This window comes from Pseudochelatococcus sp. B33 (assembly GCF_053570585.1).
The window spans coordinates 1-22,763 of record NZ_JBSEFH010000046.1; the positions used below are offsets into that span (position 1 = coordinate 1).

Annotated in this window: 20 protein-coding genes and 1 pseudogene; 12 read left to right on the forward strand and 9 right to left on the reverse strand. The window is 63.2% G+C overall.

The features are described 5' to 3' along the window. Positions 1-381: 381 nt before the first annotated feature. A complete protein-coding gene (locus ACUSIJ_RS28535) occupies positions 382-1,443 on the reverse strand; it encodes an LLM class flavin-dependent oxidoreductase (RefSeq protein ID WP_449311808.1) in 1,062 nt (353 codons plus the stop codon). Positions 1,444-1,599: 156 nt separating this feature from the next. Between ACUSIJ_RS28535 and ACUSIJ_RS28540 the strand changes: the two genes are divergently transcribed. The 5 genes from ACUSIJ_RS28540 to ACUSIJ_RS28560 all read left to right on the forward strand — a co-directional run bounded on the left by ACUSIJ_RS28540 (position 1,600) and on the right by ACUSIJ_RS28560 (position 8,287). Continuing rightward, positions 1,600-3,216, forward strand: a complete 1,617-nt coding sequence (locus tag ACUSIJ_RS28540) for an ABC transporter substrate-binding protein (protein ID WP_449311809.1) — start codon at positions 1,600-1,602, stop codon at positions 3,214-3,216. A 182-nt stretch (positions 3,217-3,398) separates the two neighbouring features. Next, a complete protein-coding gene (locus ACUSIJ_RS28545) occupies positions 3,399-4,358 on the forward strand; it encodes an ABC transporter permease (protein WP_449311810.1) in 960 nt (319 codons plus the stop codon). Continuing rightward, entirely contained in the window at positions 4,351-5,226 is an 876-nt protein-coding gene (locus ACUSIJ_RS28550; RefSeq protein WP_449311811.1) for an ABC transporter permease, read from the forward strand. Before ACUSIJ_RS28545 ends, ACUSIJ_RS28550 begins: the two co-directional genes overlap by 8 nt. A 56-nt stretch (positions 5,227-5,282) precedes the next feature. Beyond that, on the forward strand, positions 5,283-6,944 hold the full coding sequence (locus ACUSIJ_RS28555) for a dipeptide ABC transporter ATP-binding protein (protein ID WP_449311812.1): 1,662 nt from the start codon (positions 5,283-5,285) through the stop codon (positions 6,942-6,944). Positions 6,945-6,988: 44 nt separating this feature from the next. Next, positions 6,989-8,287, forward strand: a complete 1,299-nt coding sequence (locus tag ACUSIJ_RS28560) for an NtaA/DmoA family FMN-dependent monooxygenase (protein WP_449311813.1) — start codon at positions 6,989-6,991, stop codon at positions 8,285-8,287. Positions 8,288-8,408: 121 nt separating this feature from the next. Here ACUSIJ_RS28560 and ACUSIJ_RS28565 read toward each other — a convergent pair whose 3' ends face one another. From ACUSIJ_RS28565 to ACUSIJ_RS28585, 5 genes are all read right to left on the reverse strand, one after another. Continuing rightward, a complete protein-coding gene (locus ACUSIJ_RS28565; protein ID WP_449311814.1) occupies positions 8,409-9,725 on the reverse strand; it encodes an NtaA/DmoA family FMN-dependent monooxygenase in 1,317 nt (438 codons plus the stop codon). Between the two features lie 127 nt (positions 9,726-9,852). Beyond that, positions 9,853-11,484, reverse strand: a complete 1,632-nt coding sequence (locus ACUSIJ_RS28570; RefSeq protein WP_449311815.1) for an ABC transporter ATP-binding protein — start codon at positions 11,482-11,484, stop codon at positions 9,853-9,855. Positions 11,485-11,495: 11 nt separating this feature from the next. Beyond that, entirely contained in the window at positions 11,496-12,362 is an 867-nt protein-coding gene (locus ACUSIJ_RS28575; RefSeq protein ID WP_449311816.1) for an ABC transporter permease, read from the reverse strand. A 39-nt stretch (positions 12,363-12,401) separates the two neighbouring features. Further along, the gene (locus tag ACUSIJ_RS28580) at positions 12,402-13,181 is read right to left on the reverse strand and encodes an ABC transporter permease (RefSeq protein ID WP_449311817.1); all 780 of its coding nucleotides are present in this window, start codon (positions 13,179-13,181) and stop codon (positions 12,402-12,404) included. A gap of 200 nt (positions 13,182-13,381) precedes the next feature. Continuing rightward, positions 13,382-15,031 carry an ABC transporter substrate-binding protein gene (locus tag ACUSIJ_RS28585; RefSeq protein WP_449311818.1) on the reverse strand — a complete coding sequence of 550 codons (1,650 nt, stop codon included), beginning with the start codon at positions 15,029-15,031 and terminating at the stop codon, positions 13,382-13,384. A gap of 493 nt (positions 15,032-15,524) precedes the next feature. Between ACUSIJ_RS28585 and ACUSIJ_RS28590 the strand changes: the two genes are divergently transcribed. Beyond that, a complete protein-coding gene (locus ACUSIJ_RS28590) occupies positions 15,525-15,731 on the forward strand; it encodes a hypothetical protein (RefSeq protein ID WP_449311827.1) in 207 nt (68 codons plus the stop codon). 50 nt (positions 15,732-15,781) lie between these two features. On the opposite strand, the pseudogene ACUSIJ_RS28595 reads toward ACUSIJ_RS28590, so the two are convergent. Next, positions 15,782-15,904 (reverse strand): annotated as a pseudogene (locus ACUSIJ_RS28595) (CoA transferase); the annotation flags it as partial. Positions 15,905-16,604: 700 nt separating this feature from the next. Between ACUSIJ_RS28595 and ACUSIJ_RS28600 the strand changes: the two are divergent. The 3 genes from ACUSIJ_RS28600 to ACUSIJ_RS28610 all read left to right on the forward strand — a co-directional run bounded on the left by ACUSIJ_RS28600 (position 16,605) and on the right by ACUSIJ_RS28610 (position 17,556). Then, positions 16,605-16,790: an alpha-hydroxy-acid oxidizing protein gene (locus ACUSIJ_RS28600; protein WP_449311819.1), complete on the forward strand. Its 186-nt coding sequence runs from the start codon at positions 16,605-16,607 to the stop codon at positions 16,788-16,790. Positions 16,791-16,880: 90 nt separating this feature from the next. Further along, the gene (locus ACUSIJ_RS28605; RefSeq protein ID WP_449311820.1) at positions 16,881-17,240 is read left to right on the forward strand and encodes an AbrB/MazE/SpoVT family DNA-binding domain-containing protein; all 360 of its coding nucleotides are present in this window, start codon (positions 16,881-16,883) and stop codon (positions 17,238-17,240) included. Then, positions 17,155-17,556, forward strand: a complete 402-nt coding sequence (locus tag ACUSIJ_RS28610; RefSeq protein WP_449311821.1) for a PIN domain-containing protein — start codon at positions 17,155-17,157, stop codon at positions 17,554-17,556. Before ACUSIJ_RS28605 ends, ACUSIJ_RS28610 begins: the two co-directional genes overlap by 86 nt. A gap of 461 nt (positions 17,557-18,017) precedes the next feature. Here ACUSIJ_RS28610 and ACUSIJ_RS28615 read toward each other — a convergent pair. Then, a protein-coding gene (locus tag ACUSIJ_RS28615; protein ID WP_449311822.1) for an IS5 family transposase occupies positions 18,018-18,775 on the reverse strand; the annotation gives its coding sequence in 2 pieces (ribosomal slippage) (positions 18,018-18,455 and positions 18,458-18,775; 756 coding nt in all). A gap of 158 nt (positions 18,776-18,933) precedes the next feature. Continuing rightward, entirely contained in the window at positions 18,934-19,626 is a 693-nt protein-coding gene (locus ACUSIJ_RS28620) for a TetR/AcrR family transcriptional regulator (protein WP_449311823.1), read from the reverse strand. 165 nt (positions 19,627-19,791) lie between these two features. Here ACUSIJ_RS28620 and ACUSIJ_RS28625 point away from each other — a divergent pair, with 165 nt between their 5' ends. The 3 genes from ACUSIJ_RS28625 to ACUSIJ_RS28635 form a co-directional block, all read left to right on the forward strand. Further along, positions 19,792-20,799, forward strand: coding sequence for an efflux RND transporter periplasmic adaptor subunit (locus tag ACUSIJ_RS28625; RefSeq protein ID WP_449311824.1), 1,008 nt, complete (start codon positions 19,792-19,794; stop codon positions 20,797-20,799). Between the two features lie 9 nt (positions 20,800-20,808). Then, a complete protein-coding gene (locus tag ACUSIJ_RS28630) occupies positions 20,809-22,050 on the forward strand; it encodes an ABC transporter permease (protein ID WP_449311825.1) in 1,242 nt (413 codons plus the stop codon). Beyond that, on the forward strand, positions 22,047-22,763 hold a 717-nt coding region (locus tag ACUSIJ_RS28635; protein WP_449311826.1), incomplete at its 3' end, for an ABC transporter ATP-binding protein. The genes ACUSIJ_RS28630 and ACUSIJ_RS28635, both read left to right, overlap by 4 nt.

The following is a 22,763-nucleotide window of genomic DNA, read 5'->3' on the forward strand; positions in this document are numbered from 1 at the left end:
TGCCGTAAACTCCATGTTGTTCCGGAGCTTGTCCAATTCGATGGATTAAACTGAATGCAGGCTGCCATAGGCACGGCGGCGAGGAATATCGCGTTTTATCGATAACGTCCCGAAGTTCGCCGGCCCGGCCCGGAGCGGACAGACCCCGGCCGCGTAGGGGCGGGGGACATCAAGGGGTCCGGACGGCAGGCTGGAAGCTGCGATACAGCCTCTTTTCTGTCCGGAGGAATCCCGGATCACGAGACCGGGAGCGCCGGGCCGTGACTCGTCATCGTCCGGCAGCCCGCTGCCGTTCTCAACGGGCCGCTTCGGCTCTATGATCGCGCTGCTGACGGATCGACAGCGGGAATCCCCATCCGCTGCAAATCGTTATCGCCGTCGTCATACTTCCGCTGATGGCTGCCATCCCAACTGGGGGGCGATCTCGCGGGCGAAGAATTCGAGCCGGCGGATGTCAAGGTCGGCGCCGGGCGTGCTCAGGCCCGCTGATGGAAACAGCCCGACCGTCGGCAGGAAGTATTGGCAGTAGTCGAGCAGGGCAGGGTCCTCCAGCAGATCGTCGAGGACGTCGGCAGGAGAACCGGAACGGGTGACACGCTTCAGATACGCCAGGGTGTCGAGCGTGGGGAGGTCCGATTCCGAGCGGTTATTGCGCAGATTGGTGAAGATATTGGGCAGAAACGACTCGACCTGCCGCGCCACGGCCTGCCGGCTCTCGTCCCAGTAGACGAACCTCATGGCGGCGATGCGCGGGGCAATTCCAGGCGGGCCGTATTCGCCCCAGGCATCGAGGTAGGCGAGCGCCTTGGCTTGCTGGTCGAGCACCGGGTGGTCGGAGAAGGTGCCCAGAAGAAGACCGTTGCCATGCACCGCCGCCAGGCGGGCGCGGTCGGTGGTGCCGGCCGATTCCCAGATTCGCCGGCGAAGCCCCGGCGCGGACGGATGAAGCTTCACGCCCTCGACAATCTCTTGCTGTTCGAGCAGGGACAGCAGCGTGCCGATATTGAAATCATAGCGCGTCCGCCGGTCCTCATGGGTGAGGCCGAACGCGGGAAACGACACCCGCTCGCCACCTCCGCCGCCAATGCCGAGGTTGACTCGGCCGTTGCTCAGCAGGTCGAGCGTCGCGGCGTCTTCAGCCAGACGGACCGGGTTCTCGAGCGGCAGACAGATGACCGCGGTGCCGAGCTCTATGCGCGTCGTTTTCGCCGCCGCCGCCGCCAGCGTCACCAGCGGCGATGAAATCTGGCCGTGACCGAGGCCGAAATGGTGCTGGCCGACCCACACGCCTTCATAGCCGAGTTCCTCCGCCGCCTGGATCGTGTCGATCAACTGACGATAGAGATCGCCCGTCGCCTGGCCGGGACGGCCCGGGACCTGGGTAAAGAAACCCAGCTTGAATCCTCTGGCGGCGGGCCGCCGGCTGCGTGCGTTGTCTGACATGTTTTTTCCGACCGATGAACGAAGCTGGACATGCTTATAACGGTCGATTACAAATTTGACAATGTCTACAGAAAATAGGTACTAATCAATATGCGAGCGCCTCGGGCTTGTCGGTCCGGGCCTTGGTCGATGGGGCTATTGTCGCTGGAAGGGGTGATGACGATGAGGAAATGGGTGACGCGCGTCTGCTGTGTGGCTTTGGCAAGTGCTCTCGTCGCGGCTTCCGGCGGCGCGGTCTTGTCCGCCGGGGCCGCTGAAGGGGACGGCCCGGTGAGGGGAGGCACCTTGATATACGGGGAGATCGCCCCGCAGTATCACAACGTGCAGACGCAGCGCGCCACCAACCTGACGGTCCAGGCACTCCTGAGTTCGCTGCTCGACCGTCTGGTGAGCATCAACCCGGAGACGAAGGAGCCCGAGCCCTGGATCGCCACGGAGTGGAAGGTCAACGAGGATCAGACGGAGTTCGAGTTCACCCTCCGGGAGGGCGTGACCTTCAGCGACGGCACGCCCCTGGACGCGGAGGCGGTGAAGGCCAACCTCGACCTGCTCGGGAACGGACGTCCCGACCAGAAGGTGCAGCCCAACCTCGATTTCGTGGGCTATGCCGGCACCGAGGTTCTCGCCCCCAACAAGATCAGGGTCACTCTGAAGGAGCCCAATTCCAACTTCCTGCTATCGCTCGGCGGGGCGACGGCGGGTCTCGTGGCGCCCGCGACGCTCGCCCGGGACAACGCGGGGCAGTCCAAACTCGAGAACGTCATCGGCTCGGGTCCCTTCGTGTTCGGATCCATCGTGCCGGATCAGGAAGTCGTGATCGTGCGGCGCGACGGTTACGCCTGGGCGCCGCCGTGGTCCGCGAACCAGGGCGAAGCCCATCTCGACAAGGTCGTCATCAAGATCTTCGAGGAAGTCGGCATCCGCACCGGCGCGATACAGTCAGGACAGGTCGATGTGGCCAGAGGCGTGCAGCCGAAGGACGAGGCGCCGCTCATCCAGCGGGGGCTGAAGCCGCTGGTCGCGAAGAGCGCCGACCTCACGACGAATTTCGCCGCCTTCCGGGTGACCAATCCGGCGGTGTCCGATCGCCGGGTGCGTCAGGCGCTCCAGATCGGCTTCGACCGCGACCTGCTCATCAGGACCGTGCTGTCCGACAGCTATGAGCCGTCGGAGTCGATCGTCAACAAGGTCGCGCCCGATTTCGTGAGCTTCGCCGATCACCTCAAGTTCGATCCCGCGGAGGCCAACCGCCTGCTCGACGAGGCGGGCTGGGAGCGCGGCGCCGACGGTATCCGCCGCAAGGACGGCGAGGAGCTGCGCATCGTGGTCGCCGCGGTCAACCAGAACGTCAGCATCAAGCCGGGCTTCGAGTTCATCGAGCAGCAGTACCGGGATCTCGGGGTCGTGCTGGAGTCGCGGGCGGGGGACAACGCGTTCTTCGCCACCGCCGCGACCGATCCCAACGTGGAGATCCGCTCCGTCCGCTCGCACTACTATTCCGGTCTGGGCAAGCTGTTCACCGGCGAGCGGACGCCGCAGCCGCTCAAGGACATCCCGGTGGTCACCGAGCTGTCCAAGCTGGAGCGCGCGGCACGCACGCCGGAGGAGCGCGCCAAATACCGCAAGGAGATCCAGAAGGCGATCGTGCTGGACGAGGTGCTGGCCGTGGTGCTGTGGGACGAGGTGCAGGTTCACATCGCCAAGCCGGAAGTGTCCCTCGGGTTCAACTCCGCCACGGCGCCCGATTTCTACAACGCCTGGAAGAAGCAATAGGCCTCGGGAACGCGCGCGGCACTCCGGTATCGCCCGTGCGCGTTCCGCCCCCGCGGCGGATATGAAACCGGAATGTCATCCGCCGCTTTGCCAGTTTGTCCTCATGTCGGTTTTACCGGGAATGCGGTTCCCGTCGTGCTGTCCGGCATCGGCTCCTGGAAGCTGCAAGTTGGTAGAGAACCGTGCTGATCTATATCCTCAACCGGATAGCGCAAGCAGTTGTGGTGATATGGCTGGCGTTCACGGTCGTGTTCGTTGCCGTCGCGCTTCTGCCGTCGGACCCGATCTCGATCTTCCTCGCGTCGGACGGCGGCACCTTGCCTCTTGAAACCGTCGAGCAGATGCGCAGCTACTATGGCTACGATCAGCCGCTGCACGTCCAGTACCTGAAACAACTGGCGCTGCTGGCGGCAGGTGATTTCGGCTATTCGATCACCACTGGCCAGCCGGTCACCGCGCGCATCGCCGAGGTCGGCGGATACACGCTGCGGCTGGCCGCGCTGGCGCTTTTCGCGGCCATCCTGATCAGCTTCGCGGTCGTGCTGCTGGCGACGTTGCACCGCAGCGCCGACGTCCGCGCGGCGACGCGGGCGATTCCGGGCCTGTTCAGCTCGCTGCCTGCCTTCTGGCTGGGGCTCGTCGCTCTTCAGATCTTCTCGGTGCAGTTCAACCTCATCGGGCTGTCCCCGGACGGCACGTTCCTGTCGCTGCTCATACCGGCGCTGACCCTTGCGATACCGCTGTCCGCCCCGCTGAGCCAGGTGCTGATCAAGAGCATTTCGTCCGTGCAGGAGAGCCCGTTCGTCAATGTCGTGCGCGCCAAGGGCGCATCGGAATCGTGGATCTTCTTCCGCCACGTTCTCAAGAACGCGGGACCTGCCGCGCTTACCATCCTTGGCCTGACGATCGGCCACCTCTTCACCGGCGCCGTGGTGGTCGAGACGGTATTTTCGCGCGCCGGCATCGGACGCGTGTTGCTGACCGCGGTTTCCGCGCAGGACCTCTCGCTTCTGGCGGGTGTCGTGCTGCTCACCGCCGTCGTGTACGCGGGGGTCAACCTGCTGGTGGACCTGACCTATCCGCTGCTCGATCCGCGCGTCCTGCGGCGCGGCATCGCCAACTCGGGGATCGGCCATGTCTGAAGCCGATACGGGCGCCTTCGAGGCGCGCGTCGCGCAGCAGCGGATCGGACCGCGCGTCGCCGGCAGGTTGCGCCGGCTGTCGGTGGGCACGCTGCTGCCATATGTCGTGCTCGCCGTCCTGGTGTTCTGGGCGGCGGTTCCCGGCTGGTTCGGCTCCTACGATCCGATCAGGGGGAACGTATTCACGGTGCTCCTTCCGCCGGGTCCCGATCACTGGTTCGGCACCGACCATCTGGGCCGCGACCTTTTCGCCCGCGTCGTGCACGGCACCCGGCTGACGATGACGATGGCCGGCATCGCCGTCGGTATCGGCCTCGTCGTCGGCATCGTCCTCGGGCTGGTGGCCGCCACGTCCGGGCGGGTCGTGGACGCAGCCGTCATGCGCGTGTCCGATGTGCTGCTGGCGCTGCCCGGCCTGTTGATCGCCCTGGTCCTGACCACCAGTTTCGGCGCGGGCTCGCTGCCGGTCGCTGTCGGCGTCGGCGTGTCCCTGATCCCGTCATTCGCCCGGGTCATGCGCTCCGAGGTCGTGCGTGTGCGCTCGTTGGATTACGTGGAGGCGGCCTATCTCGGCGGCAGCGGGTATGTGAAGGTGCTCTTCAGCCATGTCCTGCCGAATTCCGTCGGGCCGGTGCTTTCGCTGGTCGCGATCGATCTCAGCGCCGCGATCCTCGCCATCGCCGGCCTGGGCTTCCTCGGTTACGGCGAGCCGCCGCCCCGGCCCGAATGGGGTCTGCTCATTGCCGAGGGGCGCAGCTACCTCGGCTCGGCGTGGTGGCTGACGACGCTACCCGGCCTTGTGCTGATCGTGGTCATCGTGACCTTCTCCACGCTGGGAATGCGCATCCTGAAGAAGACGCGGATCTGACCGCCATGTTTCGCGGCGTCTCCGCCTCTGCGGGCCGCGATTGAAGGAGAAAAGCCATGCCGGGATATTCCGACCGCCTGCTGGATGTGCAGGATCTGTCTGTCGGCTATGGAGACGCCACGTCCGCGACGCGCGTGCTCCGGAATGTCTCGTTCGGTGTCAACCGGTCGGAAATCGTCGCCGTCGTCGGGGAGTCCGGGTCCGGCAAGTCGACGCTGGCGAGTGCCATTCTGGGCTTCCTGTCGCCCTCGACAACGGTCACCACGGGCAAGATCGTCTATGACGGGATCGACGTGTTGGCGGCCGCGCCGCGCGAACTCAGGCGGCTGCGCGGGCTGGAGATCGGCTACGTGCCGCAGGACCCCGGCGCGTCGCTCGATCCAGTGAAGACGATCGGCTCCCAGATCGAGGAAATCTTCCGCATCCATCGGGCCGAGCGGCCGCTTTCCTCCGCCGAGATCCGCAAGCGCAGCCTGGAACTGCTCGAACTCGTCGGTATCAACCGTCCGGAGGTGCGCTACCGGCAGTATCCGCATGAATTGTCGGGCGGCATGAAGCAGCGGGTGCTGGTGGCGATCGCCCTCGGCTTGCGTCCGCGGCTGATCATCGCCGACGAGCCGACGTCGGCGCTCGATGTGACGGTCCAGCGGCAGGTGCTGGACCTGCTCGACGGACTGGTCAAGGAGTTCGCGACATCCGTTCTGTTCATCACGCACGATCTCGCGCTCGCCTCGGAACGCGCCGACCGGTTCGTGGTGCTGCGCGACGGCCGTATCGTCGAGGACGGCCCCGCCCGCGCGGTACTGGAGAAGCCGGGCGATCTCTACACGGTCCGGCTAATCGCTGATGCCGAGGGTTCCGCCGCGCCGCGCAGGACCGGGGACGGCGGGGCCGGGAAACGGGATGTCGTGCTGGAGGCGGTCGATCTCGTCAGGGATTTCAATCTGCCGGGCGTCAAGGAGCTGCATCGCGCGGTGGATCACGTGTCGTTCGCGCTGCGGGCGGAATCGACCCTCGCGCTGGTCGGTGAATCAGGGTCGGGCAAGTCGACTACCGCGCGTATCCTGCTGGGCCTCGTCGAGGCGACGCAGGGCGCTGTCGCGGTGGATGGCGAAAAGGTGGATTACCACCGGCGCAGCGAACGGCGTGCGCTCTGGCGCAAGCTGCAGTTCGTCTATCAGAACCCCGATTCCGCCCTCGATCCGCGCCACACGGTCGCCCATATCGTCGGCGAGCCGCTGGCCTCCTTCGGGATCGGCAACCGGTCCTCCCGGCGCGAGCGCGTCGCCCATCTGATAGAGCAGGTCGGCCTGCCCGCCGACGTTCTCGGCCGGCGTCCCGCGCAGTTGTCGGGCGGGCAGAGGCAGCGCGTCGCCATTGCCCGTGCGCTGGCGGTGTCGCCCAGGATCGTGGTGCTCGACGAGCCGCTGTCGGCCCTCGATGTGCTGACCCAGTCCCAGATCCTCCGGCTGCTGATCGATCTCCAGCGAGAGCTTGGGCTGGCGTACCTGTTCATCTCGCACGACCTCGGGATCGTCAGGCAGTTCAGCGATACGGTCCTCGTCATGAAGCAGGGGCAGATCGTGGAGGAGGGACGAACGGCCGATGTTTTCGCCGCCCCCCGCCATCCCTACACGATCGCGCTGCTCGACGCCGTGCCGTCTCTGCAGTTCCGGCGCGCGGACGAAACCGCCGCAGCGCTCTCTGCGACGGGCTGACGGAGCCCGGCCGCACCATCGATCGCACAACAAGGATAGACGCCATGACGGATCGCCAGCTTCATTTCATCGTCAATATCGCCCAGGTCGAGGGGGTCCGGTCCGGATGGCATCACGGGGAGACCGAGGCCGATGCCATTTTCCAACTCGAGCATTTCCGTCGGTTGGCCAGGATCGCAGAAAGGGGAAAGCTCGATGCGCTCTTCGCTGGCGACCGGCCGGCCCTGAGCGGTGATCAGAGCCGCACCCCGCTGGGCCGGCTCGATCCGATCGTCCTGCAATCGGCCCTGGTCGGCGCGACCGAACGCATCGGGCACATCGTGACGGCGTCCACCTCCTACAACCATCCCTACAACCTGGCGCGGCGTCTCGGCAGCCTTGACGTGATCAGCGGCGGGCGCGCGATCTGGAATGCCGTGACGACGCGCGATCCCGCCTCGGCGCGCAACTTCGGGCTCGACGACGCACCGCTGCATTCGGAGCGCTATGGGCGCGCCGACGAGTTCCTGGAGGTGGTCACGAAATTATGGGCGAGCTGGGACGAGGACGCCATCATTGGCGACCGCGCAACCGGCCGGTGGGCGGAACCCGAGCGGATCAGGCCCATCCGGCACAGCGGCCGCTACTTCAGCGTGGAGGGCGCGCTGACCGTCCCGCGGTCTCGCCAGGGGCGCCCGCTGATCATCCAGGCGGGCGGCTCCGATCCCGGGCGCAACCTCGCCGCGCGCTGGGCGGATATCGTGTTCACCGCCCAGACGACTCTCGATGAGGGCAGGCAGTTCTATGCCGATATTCGCCGGCGCGTCGAGGCGCAGGGCCGGCGGCCGGATTCCATCAGGATACTGGCGGGGCTGTCGACGATCGTCGGGTCCATGGAGGAGGAGACGCGCCGTCTGGCCGACGAATTGTTCGAGACGGAAGGGACCGAGACGCAGCTCGCTGCCCTGTCGGCGCATTTCGGCCGGGATCTGCGCGCCTACGATCTCGACCAGCCGCTGCCGAAGGAGCTTCTCGTTTCGAGAACGGGCGATCAGCCCGGGTCCCACGGCTTCTATCAGGCGCAGGTCAACCTCGCCGTCGATGGCGATCTGACCCTGCGGCAACTGCTGCGCAGCCAGCGTGCCGGCCATCGGCTGATTATCGGCACGCCCGAGCAGGTGGCCGACTCGATCGAAACCTGGTTCCGGGAGCGGGCGGCGGACGGCTTCAATTTCCTGCCGGACCCCTATCTGTCCGGGTTCGAGATCCTGGTCGACGAAGTGCTGCCGATCCTGCGCCGGCGCGGACTGTTCCGCCACGACTACACGGGCAGCACCGCGCGCGAGCATTTTGGACTGAGTTGATCTGAAAACGGGGGTAACATTACTATTAGCCCCTGCCGGAAAGTGCCCCTCGAGCCTGTCATCGTTTCCGTGAAACAATGACAGGCTCGAGCCGAGGAATCGGCCGGGTTGCCGGCATGCGTCAGTGGAACTGGCGGAGCCCCAGCTTTTCCCGCAGGGTGCCGGGCCGGTACTCGCGCTTGAAGATCCCCTTCTTCTGCAGCAACGGGACCACCTCGGTGGCGAACAGCTCCAGGCTGGACGGATACGGGTCCGGCAGGACGTTGAAGCCATCGACGGCGCCCTCGGTGAACCACTTCTCGATGTGGTCCGCCAACCGCTCCGGGGACCCGATGATGACGTTGTGTCCGATCCGTTGAGCGCGCAGCAACTGCCGGAGCGTCAGACGGCCATCGCGCGCCAGCGCCACAACGGCGTTCTGGAAGCCGACCGAGATGCTCTCCGATCTGGCGAGGCCGGCCAGCACGCTCTCGGGAAGCGGCTGGTCAAGCTCGTACCCGCTGACGTCGGCGCCAAGGAAGCTGGAGAGCTTCTCCCTGAGGGATTCCTCGCCCTCGAGCTCGAATACGGTATCGGCCAGCCGGTTCGCTTCCTCGTCGGTGCTGCCGATAATGGACACAAGTCCGGGTATGATCTTCAGCTCATCCGTCCCGCGCCCGTGCTTGCGGGCTCTTTCCTTGAGATCCCTGGAGAACGCCTTGGCCTCGTCCAGGTCGGTCTGGGCGGTGAACACGAAGTCGGCCCATCGCCCCGCCAGCTCCCGGCCCTCTTCGGAGCCGCCGGCCTGAATGATGACGGGCCTTCCCTGAGGGGAATAGGGGACGGGGAGCACGCCCTCGACCCGGAAGAACTGGCCCTGATGGTTGATCGGGATGACCCGGTCGGGACGTGCCCAGAGCTTCGTTGCCTTGTCGCCCACCAGGGCATCAGGCGCCCAGGCCCGCCACAGTGCGTCGGCTACCTGCAGGAACTCTTCGGCCCTCGCGTAGCGAGACGCACGGTCGGGGACTTCATCCAGTCCGAATGCCTTTGACGACTTGGCGGCGTAGGTCGTGACAACGTTCCACAGCAGCCGGCCCCGGGAGACATGATCGAGCGACGAAAGGCGCCGGGCCAGATTGTACGGGTGGTTGTAGGTCGTCGAGGCGGTGACGATGTGGCCGATATTCGTCGTCCCGCGGCTGAGAGCGGATTGCAGGATCAGGGGATCAAGACGTCCGACCGGCGTATCCGCGAGGTCGCTGATCGCTCCGCCGAGCCCGGGAGAATCGCCGGCGAAGATCGCGTCGAACCGGTACTCCTCGAGCAGCCGGCCGTAGCGGGCGAAATAGTCGGGATCGAAGGGGTCGTTTGCTTCGATCGTGCCAAGTTTCCAGGCCGAGCGCAGTCCTGGCAGAAGATAGACATGGGCGAATAGCACGAGTTCGCGTTGGGACATGGTCCGGTTCCTTCCTTTAGCGGTATCAGAGCACGTCATCGTTTCGTTGAACCGCCGACGTACTCTAACTCCTTGATTTTGAGCGAATTCTTATCGATCAAATGATTCCATTCGATCGGAACGCGCCCTAGGCTGCGGTCGCGCTGGCGCCCGGATGGCGTCTCTCGCGAGGAATGGCTGCGATGAGTTCCCGGGTGACCCTGTGCGCCGGGTGCGCGAAGATGGCGGACGGCTTGTCGAGCTCAACGATCGTGCCGTCGCTCACCACCGCGACGCGGGTCGATACCGCCTTGACGATGCCCAGATCGTGGGAAATGAGCAGATAGGCGAGGCCGAGTTCCTCCTGGAGCTTGAGGAGGAGGGTCAGGATCTCGTACTGAGTGACCGTATCGAGGGCCGAGGTCGGCTCGTCCAGGACTATCAGCTCCGGACCGGCGCCGATGGCGCGCGCGATCGCCACGCGTTGCGCCTGCCCTCCCGACAGTTCGCCCGGATACCGGTTCAGGAACTGCCGGGGGATCCGTACCTTGTCGAGCAATTCCTCATGCGTCGCGACTTTCTCGCCGGCGCGGCCCCGCCGGCGGGTGAATTCCTGCAGGTTCTGCCGCACGGTGAAGCGGGGGTTCAGCGCGCCTTGCGGGTTCTGGTGGACGTACTGGACCTTCTCCCACACGCTGCGCTGACGGACCCTGTCCAGCCCTGAATCGATGGTGATCCCGGCCACCTCCGCGACGCCGGCCGACGGCTGCGTCAGACCCGATACGATCCGGCCGATTGTCGTCTTGCCCGAACCGGATGAACCGATGAGCGAGACGATGTCGCCACGTTTGACCTCAAAGGAAACATCGCGGATCGCAACGACCGCTCCACGCCTGGAATCGAAGGATTTTTCGAGTTTCTCCGCCCGGATGAGCCGGGGCGCCTCGACCTTGCGGGCGGGGCCTTGCGGCCGGCTCAGGTCAAGTCGGCTGGCGACGACCAACTGCTGGGTTGCCGGGGAATTCGAGCCGTCCAGTTGCGACGGCCGGACCGTCTCCACGACCGAGCCATGATCGAGAATGATCATGTTGTCCGAATGCTCGATGGCAACCGCTATGTCGTGCGTTACCAGGAGTACCGAGGCACCGTAATCGTAGATCGGCCTGCGGATGAGCGCGAGTACCTGGTTCCGCACAACAGCATCGAGCGCGGAAGTGGGTTCATCGGCCAGGATCAGTCGAGGCCGCAGGAGCAGTGTCTGGGCAATCAGCACCCGTTGCCGCATGCCGCCCGACAACTCGTGCGGATACTGGCCGGCGACCCGAGCCGGGTCATCGAGACCGACGCTCTCCAACGCCTCGAGCGCCAGCGCGGCGTGCGTCTTTTGCCCGCCGGGGTAGCGGTGCCACCGCAGCACCTCGACAAGCTGCGCGCCAATTTTCCGGACCGGATCGAGGGACGTTGCCGGGTCCTGCGGAATGTACCCGATCTGCTGTCCCAACAGCCGGCGGGCCAGGACGGGGGGGATGCCGCGCACGTCACGTCCGTCGACCCTGATCACCCCGTGGGAGATCCTGAGCCGGGGCGGCAGCAGACCAAGCACCGAATTGACGATCGTCGACTTGCCCGAACCGGAGCTTCCGACAAGCGACGTGAATGTCGCCGGTGGAACCGAGAACGAGACGGAGTTCAGGATTTTGATATCCTCTCCGCGAGCCGCAGCCACCACGGAAAGGTTTCGAATGTCAAGCAGCGGTGTTGCGCTGTCGTGATTGGCCATGACGGAGTCCTTCAGTAGCGGAGCGTCGCCTTCAGCAGGAAGATCGTTCTATTGATGGAAATGGCGGCAATCAGCAGGACGAGGCTTGGCAACAGACTGAGCCACCAGGCGCTGTCGATGTAATTGGTACCGTCAGCCACGATCTGCCCCCACTCGGGGGTGGGTGGCGGGGCTCCGTATCCGAGAAAACCGAGACTGCCGACAGCGATGATCGCGGTGTTGAACTCGACGCCGACCAGCGAGATCACCGGTCCGACGGAGTTGGGCACCACGTGGCGGGCCGCGATGCGCAGCGTGCTCGCGCCCGACATGGCGACCGCCTCCACGTAAGGCAGTGCCCTCACCCTCAGGATCGACGATCGCACCACACGGGCGAACGGAGGTATCAGGGAAATGCCCACACCGAGGGCGAGCGCCGCCGAGCTCGCGCCGTAGACGGTCGTCAAGACCAGCGCGACGAGCAAGCCGGGAACAGCCAGCAACGTGTCATTGATGCGCATCAGGCAGTGGTCGACGATCCGAAGCCTGATTCCCGCGCCCGCCGCTCCGATGATCGTCCCGCCGAAGAAGCCGATGACGACGGCGCTGCCGGCGGTGAGCGCCATATTGCTTGTTCCGTGAACCACCCGTGCGTAGACGTCGCGCCCCAATTGGTCTGTGCCGAAGGGATAGTCGAGGCTCGGCGGATAGAACAGGGCGTCGTAGTTGCTTGCCAGCGGATCGTGCCAGGTAAAGAGGCCCGGAAAGATGGCCCAAAGCACGATGACGACGACGATGATGATGGATGGAAGCCAGGAGACCCACCGCCATGGCCGGCCATCCGGGATCGCCGGAGCGGCTTTCACGCCCTCGAGTTCCGGGATGAGTTCAACGCTCATGGGCTGTCTCCTTGATGACGAGGAACCGCCGGGACCGGGTCACGGCCGCGCAGCCGTCCTGATGCGCGGATCGAGCAGGGGATAGAGGAGTTCGATCAGGATGTTGACGACGACGTAGATGGTCGCCACCAGGAGGATCAGCCCTCCAAGTAGCTGCAAATCCTGGCCGGACACCGCCTTGACGATCACCCGTCCCAGACCGGCGCGTGAGAAGACCGTCTCAACCACGACCGTCCCGGTGACCACATGGGCCAATGCCAGGCCGAAGACGGTGATCGTGGGCGGCCCCGCTATCCTGACCAGATGCGCCCAGAAGATGTGCGTCTCGCTAAAGCCCTTTGACCGGAGATTCCTGACGAACAGCTCGTTCCTGACCTCGTCGACGGACGCCAGGAGAACCTGGGCTATCGGCGCGGACAAGGGAATGGCGATGGTCAATGCAGGAAAGAAGCTGGACAGGAACGATCCGTCCGGCGTCAGCCTGACCAGGCCGAGCTGCACGCCGAAGATTTGCAGGATGAGTACGCCGACGAGGAAGGCCGGCGCCGAGCTGAACACCGGCGGCAGTGCGCGCACCGCGGCGGCCAGCCAGCCGAACGGCGTCAGGCTTGCCGTCGCCGCCACGGCGAGGCCGATCACCGTGGCCAGGGCGATGCCCAGCGAGGCGATGATGAGCGTCGGCCGCCAGACCTCGCCGATCCGCTGGAGCACGGTCTGACCGGTTGAGATCGAATAACCGAAGTTCCCCTGAGCATAGTTCCCGAGCTGGGTCAGATAGCGTTCCAGAACGGGCTGGGAATATCCATAATAATCTCGCATCGCATCAAGTACATGTTGAGGGTAGTTCGTATCCGACCCAAGCACCGCGTCGATAGCATCTCCCGGAACGAGCTCCAAAGACACGAAGACCGCGGTGAAGGCGAGCCAAAGCACAAAGACTCCTTGCAGGATCCTGGATATCAAGCTACGAAGCATGAACAACTCCTTGCAAGAAGCCCTGGCTGGACAGTCGCAATACGTCAATTGCTGTTCGACACCTTCCATGCGCCATGGAAATTCGGCGCAGTTGCCGAGTTGAAGTCGAGGTATACCCCGGGTGCGGCCGCATGGACCTGAACTTCATCCCATAACAGCAAGGTCAGTGCCTGATCGATCAGGATGTACTTCTGGATCTGGCGCTCGAGTTCATCCTTCTCCGCCGCGGTCCTGGCTGCGCGAGACCGCCGTGTCAGCTCTTCCAGATGAGGATCCTTGCTGAGCGTGCGTGAACTGTTCCCCGAGAAGAGGTCGCCGACCCCCGAGTAGTAAAGCAGCCGGGTCGTGCTGGTTTCCACTTCGGGATCCCTGTTCGCCGCGGCGGCGAAGGCAGCATCACCAGCGTGTGACTCGACCTTTACGCCGATCTCCCGGAGATTGTGCACAATGAAGTCCCAACCGGGCTTGGCACTGACCGCCTGTCCCGTCGCAGCCGCGACGATAACGAGTTGTTGGCCGTCTTTGGCGCGGATGCCGTCGGCGCCCTTCGTCCACCCGGCCTCATCCAGCAGGCGCTCCGCCTCCACGGGGTCGTAGCCGACGTCGCCGGAGAAATCGTGGAAGTGGGGCGCAATCCGGTTCACGATGGACGCAGCCGGCGCGTAGCTGTCCGACAAGACGGCGCTGGTGAGCTTCTTGACATCAACCCCCTTCTGGAGCGCCCTGCGGACCCGCACATCGGAGACGGAGGGGTTCTGGACGCGCCATGCGGAGAAGTTGGCCGTGAGGTCGGCCGACTTCGCGACGAGAATTTGAAGCCCTCTGTTCTTCAGCCCGTTCTCGTCGGACGGCAGGATGCCCCGCGCCACGTCCACGTCGCCGGATCGAACCGCACCGGCCCGCAGGGATATGTTTTCGATGATCTTGATGACCACCTTGTCGAGGTATGCCGCACCCTTGTTCTTGCTCCACGCCGGAGCCCACCGGTAATCATCGCGCCGCTTCAGCGTGACCTCCTGGTCCGGCACCTGCGACTCGAACACGAACGGGCCGGAACCGACGGTATGCTCGAGGCTCGACTGCTGCTCCTTAGGGAGCTTGAGCGTGGCAGGCGTCACCAGTCCGGAGGTCAGACCGGCGAGGGTGCGCAAGAAGCCGTTATCGGGCGACTTCAGCCATGTTGTGACCTGATTGGGACCCGTGACCTCGGAACGGTCGTAATCGACGAAGTAGGCCGACGGCGGCAGGCCTTGGGATACGTTGCCGCGGCCCAGAAAGTCCAGGTTGTCCCGAACGGCCTCCGCATCCAGTATGGTGCCATCCGAGAACGTCACGCCGTCGCGAATGGTGAAGGTGAACTGTGTGAAGTCATCGTTGGCAGTCCAGTCCGTCGCGATCCAGGGCACCAGATCGAGCGTATCCGGATCGATGGCAACCAGCCGATCGACCAGCGCGTTGAGCACGGTCTGAACCGTGAGCTGTCCGCCTCGTTGGATCTGAACATTGGAAAATTCCGGCGCTATCTCGCCGTAATACAGAACCCCACCCTGCTGGGGCGTGTCGTCCGCCGCTGCCTGTCCATCCTGGGCATTGGCCGCGTGCGAACCCGCGGCCAGCGCCAGCAGGCTCGCGAGAACGAGCAAGCCGCGCCGCGTCACTCCTGATGCATGATTAATGCCTGCCCTGTGAGCCATGTACCTGTTTCCTCTTGATTGTAACCGGAGGGACTCCGCCGGAACCGATATGTAAGGCACCGAACTGCGGGAGCGCCCGAGCGTACTCAACGCATTGAAAGTCAGGCTCCGCGCGATGATCTTGGCGCAAGTTTTTCTCGGCCGCCCTTCGGCAGCCCACGACATTCCGCTCGCGCCCGCGGTGGAATAGCGAGGTCAATTGCCCTGACAGCACGTGGGGGTAGATACCAGATAGGTCGCCATATAAACTAACATAGTCGATAGAAATTATATATTGTCAGGTGGATTAGTACCTATGCCACGCATCCCTGTCAAGTGGCAGACGGCAATTGTTGAGCCCGTCGCCCTTCGTGGATCGCTGACCTGGAGAGTTCGAAGAACCACTGGTTTTGGGCGTTGGCGTGTGGTCCAGTATCCCGACGGGTTTTCAGCGAAGGCATGCGGCAGCCAGGTTTTCTCGACACTGATGAGCGTCTGGCTCGGCTGAGCGGGTTTGGCGATCAACTCGATGTCCGGGCAGATCGTCGGCGCCTCGCTGATTGCCGTCTCACGTCAGCGCAACACCAATACCGAGAAGGCCAATATCAAGGCGGGGCGCATTCCCGAACACGGGAAGGACAAGCCGGCGAAGCTACACCACAAGGACCGCGATGCGCGCTGGACGCTTAAGCTCACCCGGAGGCTGTTATCAGCAGTCTGAATGCCCGCGGGCATCGGCATGTCGTTCGGCTCGCCACAGATCGACAGTGAGCCGGCGTAGGCCTCGACCGTGATGACATCTGCACCCATGTCGGCGAGCAACATTCCGCAGACCGGGCCGGCGATAAAGTTGCCGAGTTCCAGGACGCGAATACCTTCCAGTGGCTGTGTCATATCGCGAAATTTCACTGATTGCAGGTGTCTATGATGAGCGTTCAAACCCGGTGTGCTGCGAACCGAGCATTGGAGACCAGCCCTGGACAGCTCTGAAGGTTCCGTCCCGCAACTATCGTGTCAGTACCGGTTACAATCCTTTTTGTTGCCAGCGATGCTCTTATAGCAAATGAACATTTTGGGGGCTGGCATGAGCTAAATTCGTCATCCCGTTTCTGAAGGAGAGGGCCGGGCGCCCGATTGCCCGCCGATCAACTCGGGCATGAGGAAATGCCATGTCTGGCAAAGAAAATTTCATTTGACGGTATTTTAACATCGACTTATCCATAAAATAATAATTGAATTACTATAAATATATGTCTTAATAAAACGAATTCAAAAAAGGGGTAACCTAAGATAAGATGGCTTACCTTACCTTACCTTACCTTAGCTTAGCTTAGCTTGCCTTGACGGCGGCTGCCCTCATGCTCGTCCTGGTACAGGATCAAGAACATTCTTTGCCTGATTACTATCCAAACGAATACAACAAAACGATCGAAGCATCGAAGGCTGAAGCGGGCGTTCTTGTCTACTCGAACATGAGCGATATTGGGTATCCGCGACTATTGAAATGCTCACATCCATTCTCGAAGCGGTTAATGGCTACAAGACCGAGGTACTAATTGACGGTGGTATGGCATGGAGCTGACGTGGTAAGGCATTGGCGCTCGGCGCACGCGCATGTCTCGTGGCGCATCCATGGCTCTGGGGCCTTGCCGTTGGGAGTGAAGCAGGCGTGACCACCGTACTGGACATCCTACGTACCGAAATTGACAATACTCTGGCGTTAATAGACAGAACGCATATCGATGAACCTGATGAGTCAGCATTATTTCGGTGCTTATGACGATGTTTATTAGGTGCTGACTGCTCTGATTCTCGAGAAATTGCACGGATATACATTGCCGATATGTATATCATGAACAGGAGATCCGAAATGCAAGTCGCGAAGTGGGGCAACAGCCTGGCCGTCCGTCTTCCCGCCAGTGTGGTGGAGGCGCTGCAGCTGCGCGAGGGCGACGATATCGAAATTCTGGTCGATGAACCCCGAAAGTTCGCCATCCGCAAGAAACCCGATTCCGAGGCACTGCTGGCGCAGCTGCGCAAGTTCCGCGGCAAGCTGCCCGCTGACTTCAAGTTCGACCGGGACGAGGCGAACACCCGTGGCTGCACCACATCAAGCATTTCTGGACAGCAATATTGTGCTTTACTTGCTGTCCGACGATCCGGCCAAGGCGGATGTGGGCGAGGCGCTGCTCAGGATGAGCCCGCTCATCAGCGTGCAGGTGTTGAATGAAGTGACGCAGGTATGTGCACGCAAGCTGACGATGGGCTGGAACGAGATCGGACAGTTCCTCGGCCTGGTCCGCAGCTTCTGCAGGGTGGTTGCTTTGACCGAAGAAGTGCACGATCATGCGCGCTACATCGCCAAGCGCTACCGGTTGTCATTCTATGATGCCTGCATCGCGTCGGCCGCCATTCCGGCAGACTGCGGGATACTCTATACTGAGGACATGGGTCACAACCGGACACTGGAAGGCAGCCTCGGCATCCGGAATCCTCTCGTACGAACCAAGGGTGTATCGCCGAGACTACGCTGCGGCATGAAATAGCCCGATACGCGCTTCTGCAGCCCATTGCTCCAGTGCGTGGCGGTGAGGTGGTAAGGAGAGCAATTTGAGATGGTTGCTTGCCCCCGCAACCAAGTCCTACGCTATTGGCCGCCATGATAGCCAAAACTACGATCCAGTACGCCAAAGTACTATAATCGATGGGCGCTAACTAGCTGTCAGAAAATATAAAAATGAAAACTGGCAGGTATGATCCTCGCAAGCGACGGCGTGGACCACAAGCCGTGCTTTATCTGTGCGCTTCCACCGCAGCAGGCGGAGCATGACGTCTCCATTTCCGATCAGCGCCAGCAGGATGACGCTTGGTGCGCCGCGCATGGCTATGAGCTAGAGCGCCGGACGTTCTGATGGAATCAGAAGGCGCGCTCTAGATTCTATATTTTCCGCAACTTGTATTCGATTCGATCCATCGAATTGAATACAAGTTGCTTTAGGGTCGAGACTCAACGCAACCAGCATGTGACGAGAGCAGCGAGGCATAGAGAGGCGAGATAGTTTCTGGCCAGCTTGTCGTATCTGGTTGCGATGCGCCTGAAGTCCTTGAGGCGGCAGAACATGCGCTCGATGGCATTGCGTTTTTTGTAATATTTTTTATTGAATGGATGCAGATACTTGCGGTCATCCTTGTTGGGGATGACCGCCCGTGTCCCCCGGTTTTCCAGTTCCTCGCGCAACCAGTCGCTGTCATAGGCCTTGTCGGCCAGCAGCTCGTTTGCGGCCCGTACGGCATCCAGCATGACGGGCAGCATCTTGATGTCGGCAGTCTGTCCGGGAGTGAGCGCAAGGACGAGAGGCCGACCCTTGCCGTCGCTCAGGACATGGATCTTAGTTGTTCGACCACCGTGGGAGCGACCAATCGCCTGACATTGCTTCCCCCTTTTTCAGCACCGGCCGCCGAGCGGTGCGCCTTGATGTGAGTGCTGTCGGCCAGAAGCTGGCGTGGGGAGCGCTGGTCGCCGGTCAGGGCGGCGTAGATCTGTTGCCATATCCCCTTGCGGGACCAGCGGTTGAAACGGTTGTACACGGTGGTGTAAGGGCCGTATTCGGACGGGCAATCACACCAGCGGCAGCCGCATCGAAGCACATGAATGATGCCGCTGAGAATGCGTCGGTCATCGACACGGGGCGGGCTGCCGTAATGCGGAAGAAGCGGCTCGATCTTCGACCATTGTTCGTCATTCAGCCAAAACAATCGGCTCATGGCATAATATCCTCCATGAGCCGATTGAATCATAAATCAGCCGTTGAGTTTAGACCCTAGTCGAGACCTCCGTGGGTATCGGCGTCTCGGCCACCAGTGAGCGCCGGCCCGAGTTTCAGCGCCTATTCCCGTCAGGGGGGATCAGGGACTGTGCCTTATCAGCCGCCAGTCCCCAGAAAGGCCCGACCAAACCCCGGCTCCACCACCTTGATTGTTCCGTCCGGAAGCTTAAGCAGGCGGTCGATTGCGACGCCGTAGAGGCGCAGGCGATCATCGAGTGTCTGCGCAACTGCTTCGACATTCGCGTTGGCGGCCCGGCATAGGGCCTGGTACATGATGTCCCGGACGATCAGCCTCAGTTGAAGCAGCATGTCGGCGAATGTTTCGGGGTCGGGCACGTCAAAGGCGCCTTCCTCGTTCCCTTGCCGGAGTATCCCGGCGATCAGGGGCAGGGCAAGAGCCCGGCCGGCTTGGTCGGTCCGGTGGAAGAGCACGACATTCTCCGGCCTGAAAAGCATGGCGAAAGTTTGCCTGAGTTGCGGAGCGAGTTCGATGTTGAACTGCTGCGCGCCCGCAAAAAGGGCATTCAGCCTGCCGACCGCATCAAGCGAGGGGGCGTCGACTATCGGCTGCAGCTCTGCAAGGCTGTCGCGGGCCAGCCGGGCGGCGAGCGCCTCCAGGAGCGCCTCTTTCGATGCGAAGTAATGATAGAAGGCGCCCTTCGACAGTCCTGCCTCGCGTATGATGTCGTTCACCGTCGTGTGGTCATAGCCGCGCTCGAAAAAGAGGCGCTGGGCGCAATCGAGAAGCTCGGTGGAGCGCGTTTCGGGCGTTTTCTTCACACGGGGCAAGGCACATTCTCCAAGACATACTTCCAAGACATACTTCCAAGACACAATTCGGCACGTGCGGGTCGCCGGATGGGAGCATGGCGCCGTTCTTTATGCGGCTTTTATAGACCGACGGTCGGTCTGATGCTATAGTTTGTTTCCGTGGAAACCCGTCGGGAGCGTTTCGTGCTGCTGATACGCTGGATCGTCGGCACTCTCGTGATTGCGACTGTGGCGGGCCTTGCAGCCTGGTATGTCTGGCGGCCGGCGAGGGTGTCGGTTGTGACGCCTTCACGGGGCGATGCTGCGGAAATCGTCTATGCAAGCGGTTCGGTCGAGCCGCGCACCTGGGCCAAGGTCGCGCCGGTGGTGCGTGCGCGGATCGTCTGGCAATGCGACTGCGAGGGCGCAACGGTCGGGCGGGGCGACGTGCTGGCCCGCCTGGACGATGGCGAGGCCCACGCGGCACTCGGCGAGCTCGAGGCCCGGCAGATTCTCGCAGAACAGGAATTCCAGCAGCTTTCCGTGCTCGCGAAGCGAAATTCGGCCAGCCAGCAGGCGCTTGATCGCACCCAGAGCGAGTTGGCCGGGATACGGGCGCTTGTCTTGGGACAGAAAGCGCGGCTTGAGAACTACATCTTACGCGCACCGGGCCCGGGCATCGTGCTGCGGCAGGACGGCGAGGTGGGCGAGGTCGCGGAACTCGACACGGCGCTCTTCTGGGTCGGCGAGCTGAAACCGCTGCTCGTCGTGGCCGAAGTCAACGAGGAGGACATCCCGCGCGTCGATGTCGGGCAGAGAACCCTCCTGCGGGCCGACGCGTTCCCGGGGCGCAATCTGGAGGCTGTGGTGGACAGCATCACGCCGAAAGGCGATCCGGTGACGAAAACCTATCGTGTCCGCTTTCGCCTGCCGGACGATACGCCGCTCAGGATCGGCATGTCGACCGACGTCAATATCATCGTCCGCGTCTCGAAAAATGCGCTGCTGGTTCCCTCCGTGACGGTCGAAGGCAACAACGTGGTCGTGGTCGAAGGCGACGCCGCCCGGCGCCGGCAAGTCCGCACCGGCATTCGCGGCACCGGTGGCGTAGAGGTCCTGTCGGGTATCGACGAGCAGAGCCGTGTCGTATCACCATATCCGGCTGACCTTCGCGACGGCGCGCGTGTGGCCGTTGGTGCACAGGCGAACTGAGACGAGGCAATGCCACTCATCCTCGACATCGCTTTCACCCATATCGCCGGCCGCGCCCGGCAGACGCTCGTTGCCGTGATCGGCGTTGCCGTCGGCGTCGGCTTCTCCATTGCCATGGCGGCGCTGATGCAGGGCGGCCAGGACGATTTCGTGAAGCAGCTCGTCGACACCATGCCGCATGTCGACATCACCGACGAGCATCGCACGGCCCGGCGTCAGCCGGCCGAGGATGCGTTCGACACGGTCGCCATATCGGGATTGCGGCCGCGCGAGGACCGGCGCGGGATCATCGACCATATCGCCGCGACCGCCTGGCTGGACGGCTGGATACCGGGACATGTCGCGGCAAGCCTCAAGACGCAGGGCGTGATCCGCTACGCCAGCCGGGATGTGGGGGCGACGATCATCGGCATCGACCCGCAACGCGAGCAGGCCATCTCGCCGATCGTCGGCGATTTCGTTCGCGGCAGTTTCGAGGCACTTGCGGCGGGAGGCAACAACGTGCTCATCGGCGACACGATGGCGAACCGCCTCGGCGCTAAGTTCGGCGATACGATAACGGCGGTTTCCTCCGAGGGGCTGGCGCGCCGCTTCAAGATCGCCGGCCTGTTCCACACCGGCACGACGGCGCGCGACGAGGGCGAGGCTTACATATTGTTGAAGAACGCGCAGATCCTTTCGGAACGGCCGAATGCCATTAACGAGATCCGCATCAAGCTCGACGATCCGAACCGCGCTCCCGAGGTGGCGCGCCGCGCCGAGGTCGAACTCGGCTACAAGGCCGTCGCCTGGCAGGAGGCGAACGAATCCATTCTCGAAGCCCTGGTCATCCGCAATGTCATCATGTACGCGGTTGTCGGCGCCATCATGCTGGTCGCCGGTTTCGGCATCTACAACATCATCTCCACCATCACGCATGAGAAGGCGCGCGATATCGCCATCATGAAGTCGCTCGGCTTCCCCGCGTCCGACATGCGCCACCTGTTCCTCATCGAGGGCATGGCGATAGGGGTGGCCGGCTCGGCGCTCGGCTGGCTGCTCGGCTTCGCGATGGTCTATGCGCTGTCGCTGGTGCGCTTCGAGATCGCAAATGTCGGCCAGGAGATGACGCGGCTGCCGATCGCCTGGAGCACGCTGCACTACGTCATCGCGTCCGCTTTCGCGATCGGTTCGGCGGCGGTGGCGGGGTATCTGCCGGCCCGGCGCGCGGCGCGGCAAAACCCTGTCGACATCATCAGGGGTGCGACATGAGCGCCCTGATCGAGACCGAAAACCTGACGCGGGTGCTCCCGGAAACCGTTCCGGTCACGCTGGTCAAGGACGTGACGCTGTCGATAGAGGAGAACGAGTTCGTCGCCATCACCGGCCCGTCCGGTTCCGGCAAGTCGTCGCTGCTCTATTTGCTCGGCTTGCTGGACCGGCCGAGCTCCGGCACGCTGCGTATCGGCGGCCGCGACACCGGGCCGATGGGCGAACGGGAGCTTGCGGCGACGCGCCTGTCGATGATCGGCTTCGTGTTCCAGTTCCACTTCCTATTGCCGGAGTTCACCGCGCGGGAGAACGTCGAGATTCCCATGCGCAGGCTCGCCCGGCTGGCGCGGCCCGAGATGCGCGAGCGGGCGGGGGAGTTGCTGGCCTCCCTCGGGCTCGGCGAGCATCTCGACAAGCGGCCCGACCAGCTTTCCGGCGGCCAGCGTCAGCGGGTGGCCGTGGCGCGCTCGCTGGCCAACGATCCGCCGCTCATCCTCGCCGACGAGCCGACCGGCAGCCTCGACAGCAACAGCTCGCAGCAGGTGTTCGCCATCCTCGAAAATCTGGTCCGCGAGCGCGGCAAGACGGTGGTTGCGGTGACCCACGATCTCGACATGGCTTCGCGTATGGATCGCCGCATCCATATCGTCGACGGCAAGGTGGAAGCCGAGGAGCATCCCCACGCCTTCATCCCCGCCGACACGGTTCCGGAT

What these genes read in the sequence shown, in the direction of transcription:
- ACUSIJ_RS28535 (WP_449311808.1), bottom strand. Translation starts at nt 1,443, where the DNA reads ATGTCAGACAACGCACGCAGCCGGCGGCCCGCCGCCAGAGGATTCAAG.
- ACUSIJ_RS28540 (WP_449311809.1), top strand. Translation starts at nt 1,600, where the DNA reads ATGACGATGAGGAAATGGGTGACGCGCGTCTGCTGTGTGGCTTTGGCA.
- ACUSIJ_RS28550 (WP_449311811.1), top strand. Translation starts at nt 4,351, where the DNA reads ATGTCTGAAGCCGATACGGGCGCCTTCGAGGCGCGCGTCGCGCAGCAG.
- ACUSIJ_RS28555 (WP_449311812.1), top strand. Translation starts at nt 5,283, where the DNA reads ATGCCGGGATATTCCGACCGCCTGCTGGATGTGCAGGATCTGTCTGTC.
- ACUSIJ_RS28560 (WP_449311813.1), top strand. Translation starts at nt 6,989, where the DNA reads ATGACGGATCGCCAGCTTCATTTCATCGTCAATATCGCCCAGGTCGAG.
- ACUSIJ_RS28565 (WP_449311814.1), bottom strand. Translation starts at nt 9,725, where the DNA reads ATGTCCCAACGCGAACTCGTGCTATTCGCCCATGTCTATCTTCTGCCA.
- ACUSIJ_RS28570 (WP_449311815.1), bottom strand. Translation starts at nt 11,484, where the DNA reads ATGGCCAATCACGACAGCGCAACACCGCTGCTTGACATTCGAAACCTT.
- ACUSIJ_RS28575 (WP_449311816.1), bottom strand. Translation starts at nt 12,362, where the DNA reads ATGAGCGTTGAACTCATCCCGGAACTCGAGGGCGTGAAAGCCGCTCCG.
- ACUSIJ_RS28580 (WP_449311817.1), bottom strand. Translation starts at nt 13,181, where the DNA reads ATGCGAGATTATTATGGATATTCCCAGCCCGTTCTGGAACGCTATCTG.
- ACUSIJ_RS28585 (WP_449311818.1), bottom strand. Translation starts at nt 15,031, where the DNA reads ATGGCTCACAGGGCAGGCATTAATCATGCATCAGGAGTGACGCGGCGC.
- ACUSIJ_RS28605 (WP_449311820.1), top strand. Translation starts at nt 16,881, where the DNA reads ATGCAAGTCGCGAAGTGGGGCAACAGCCTGGCCGTCCGTCTTCCCGCC.
- ACUSIJ_RS28630 (WP_449311825.1), top strand. Translation starts at nt 20,809, where the DNA reads ATGCCACTCATCCTCGACATCGCTTTCACCCATATCGCCGGCCGCGCC.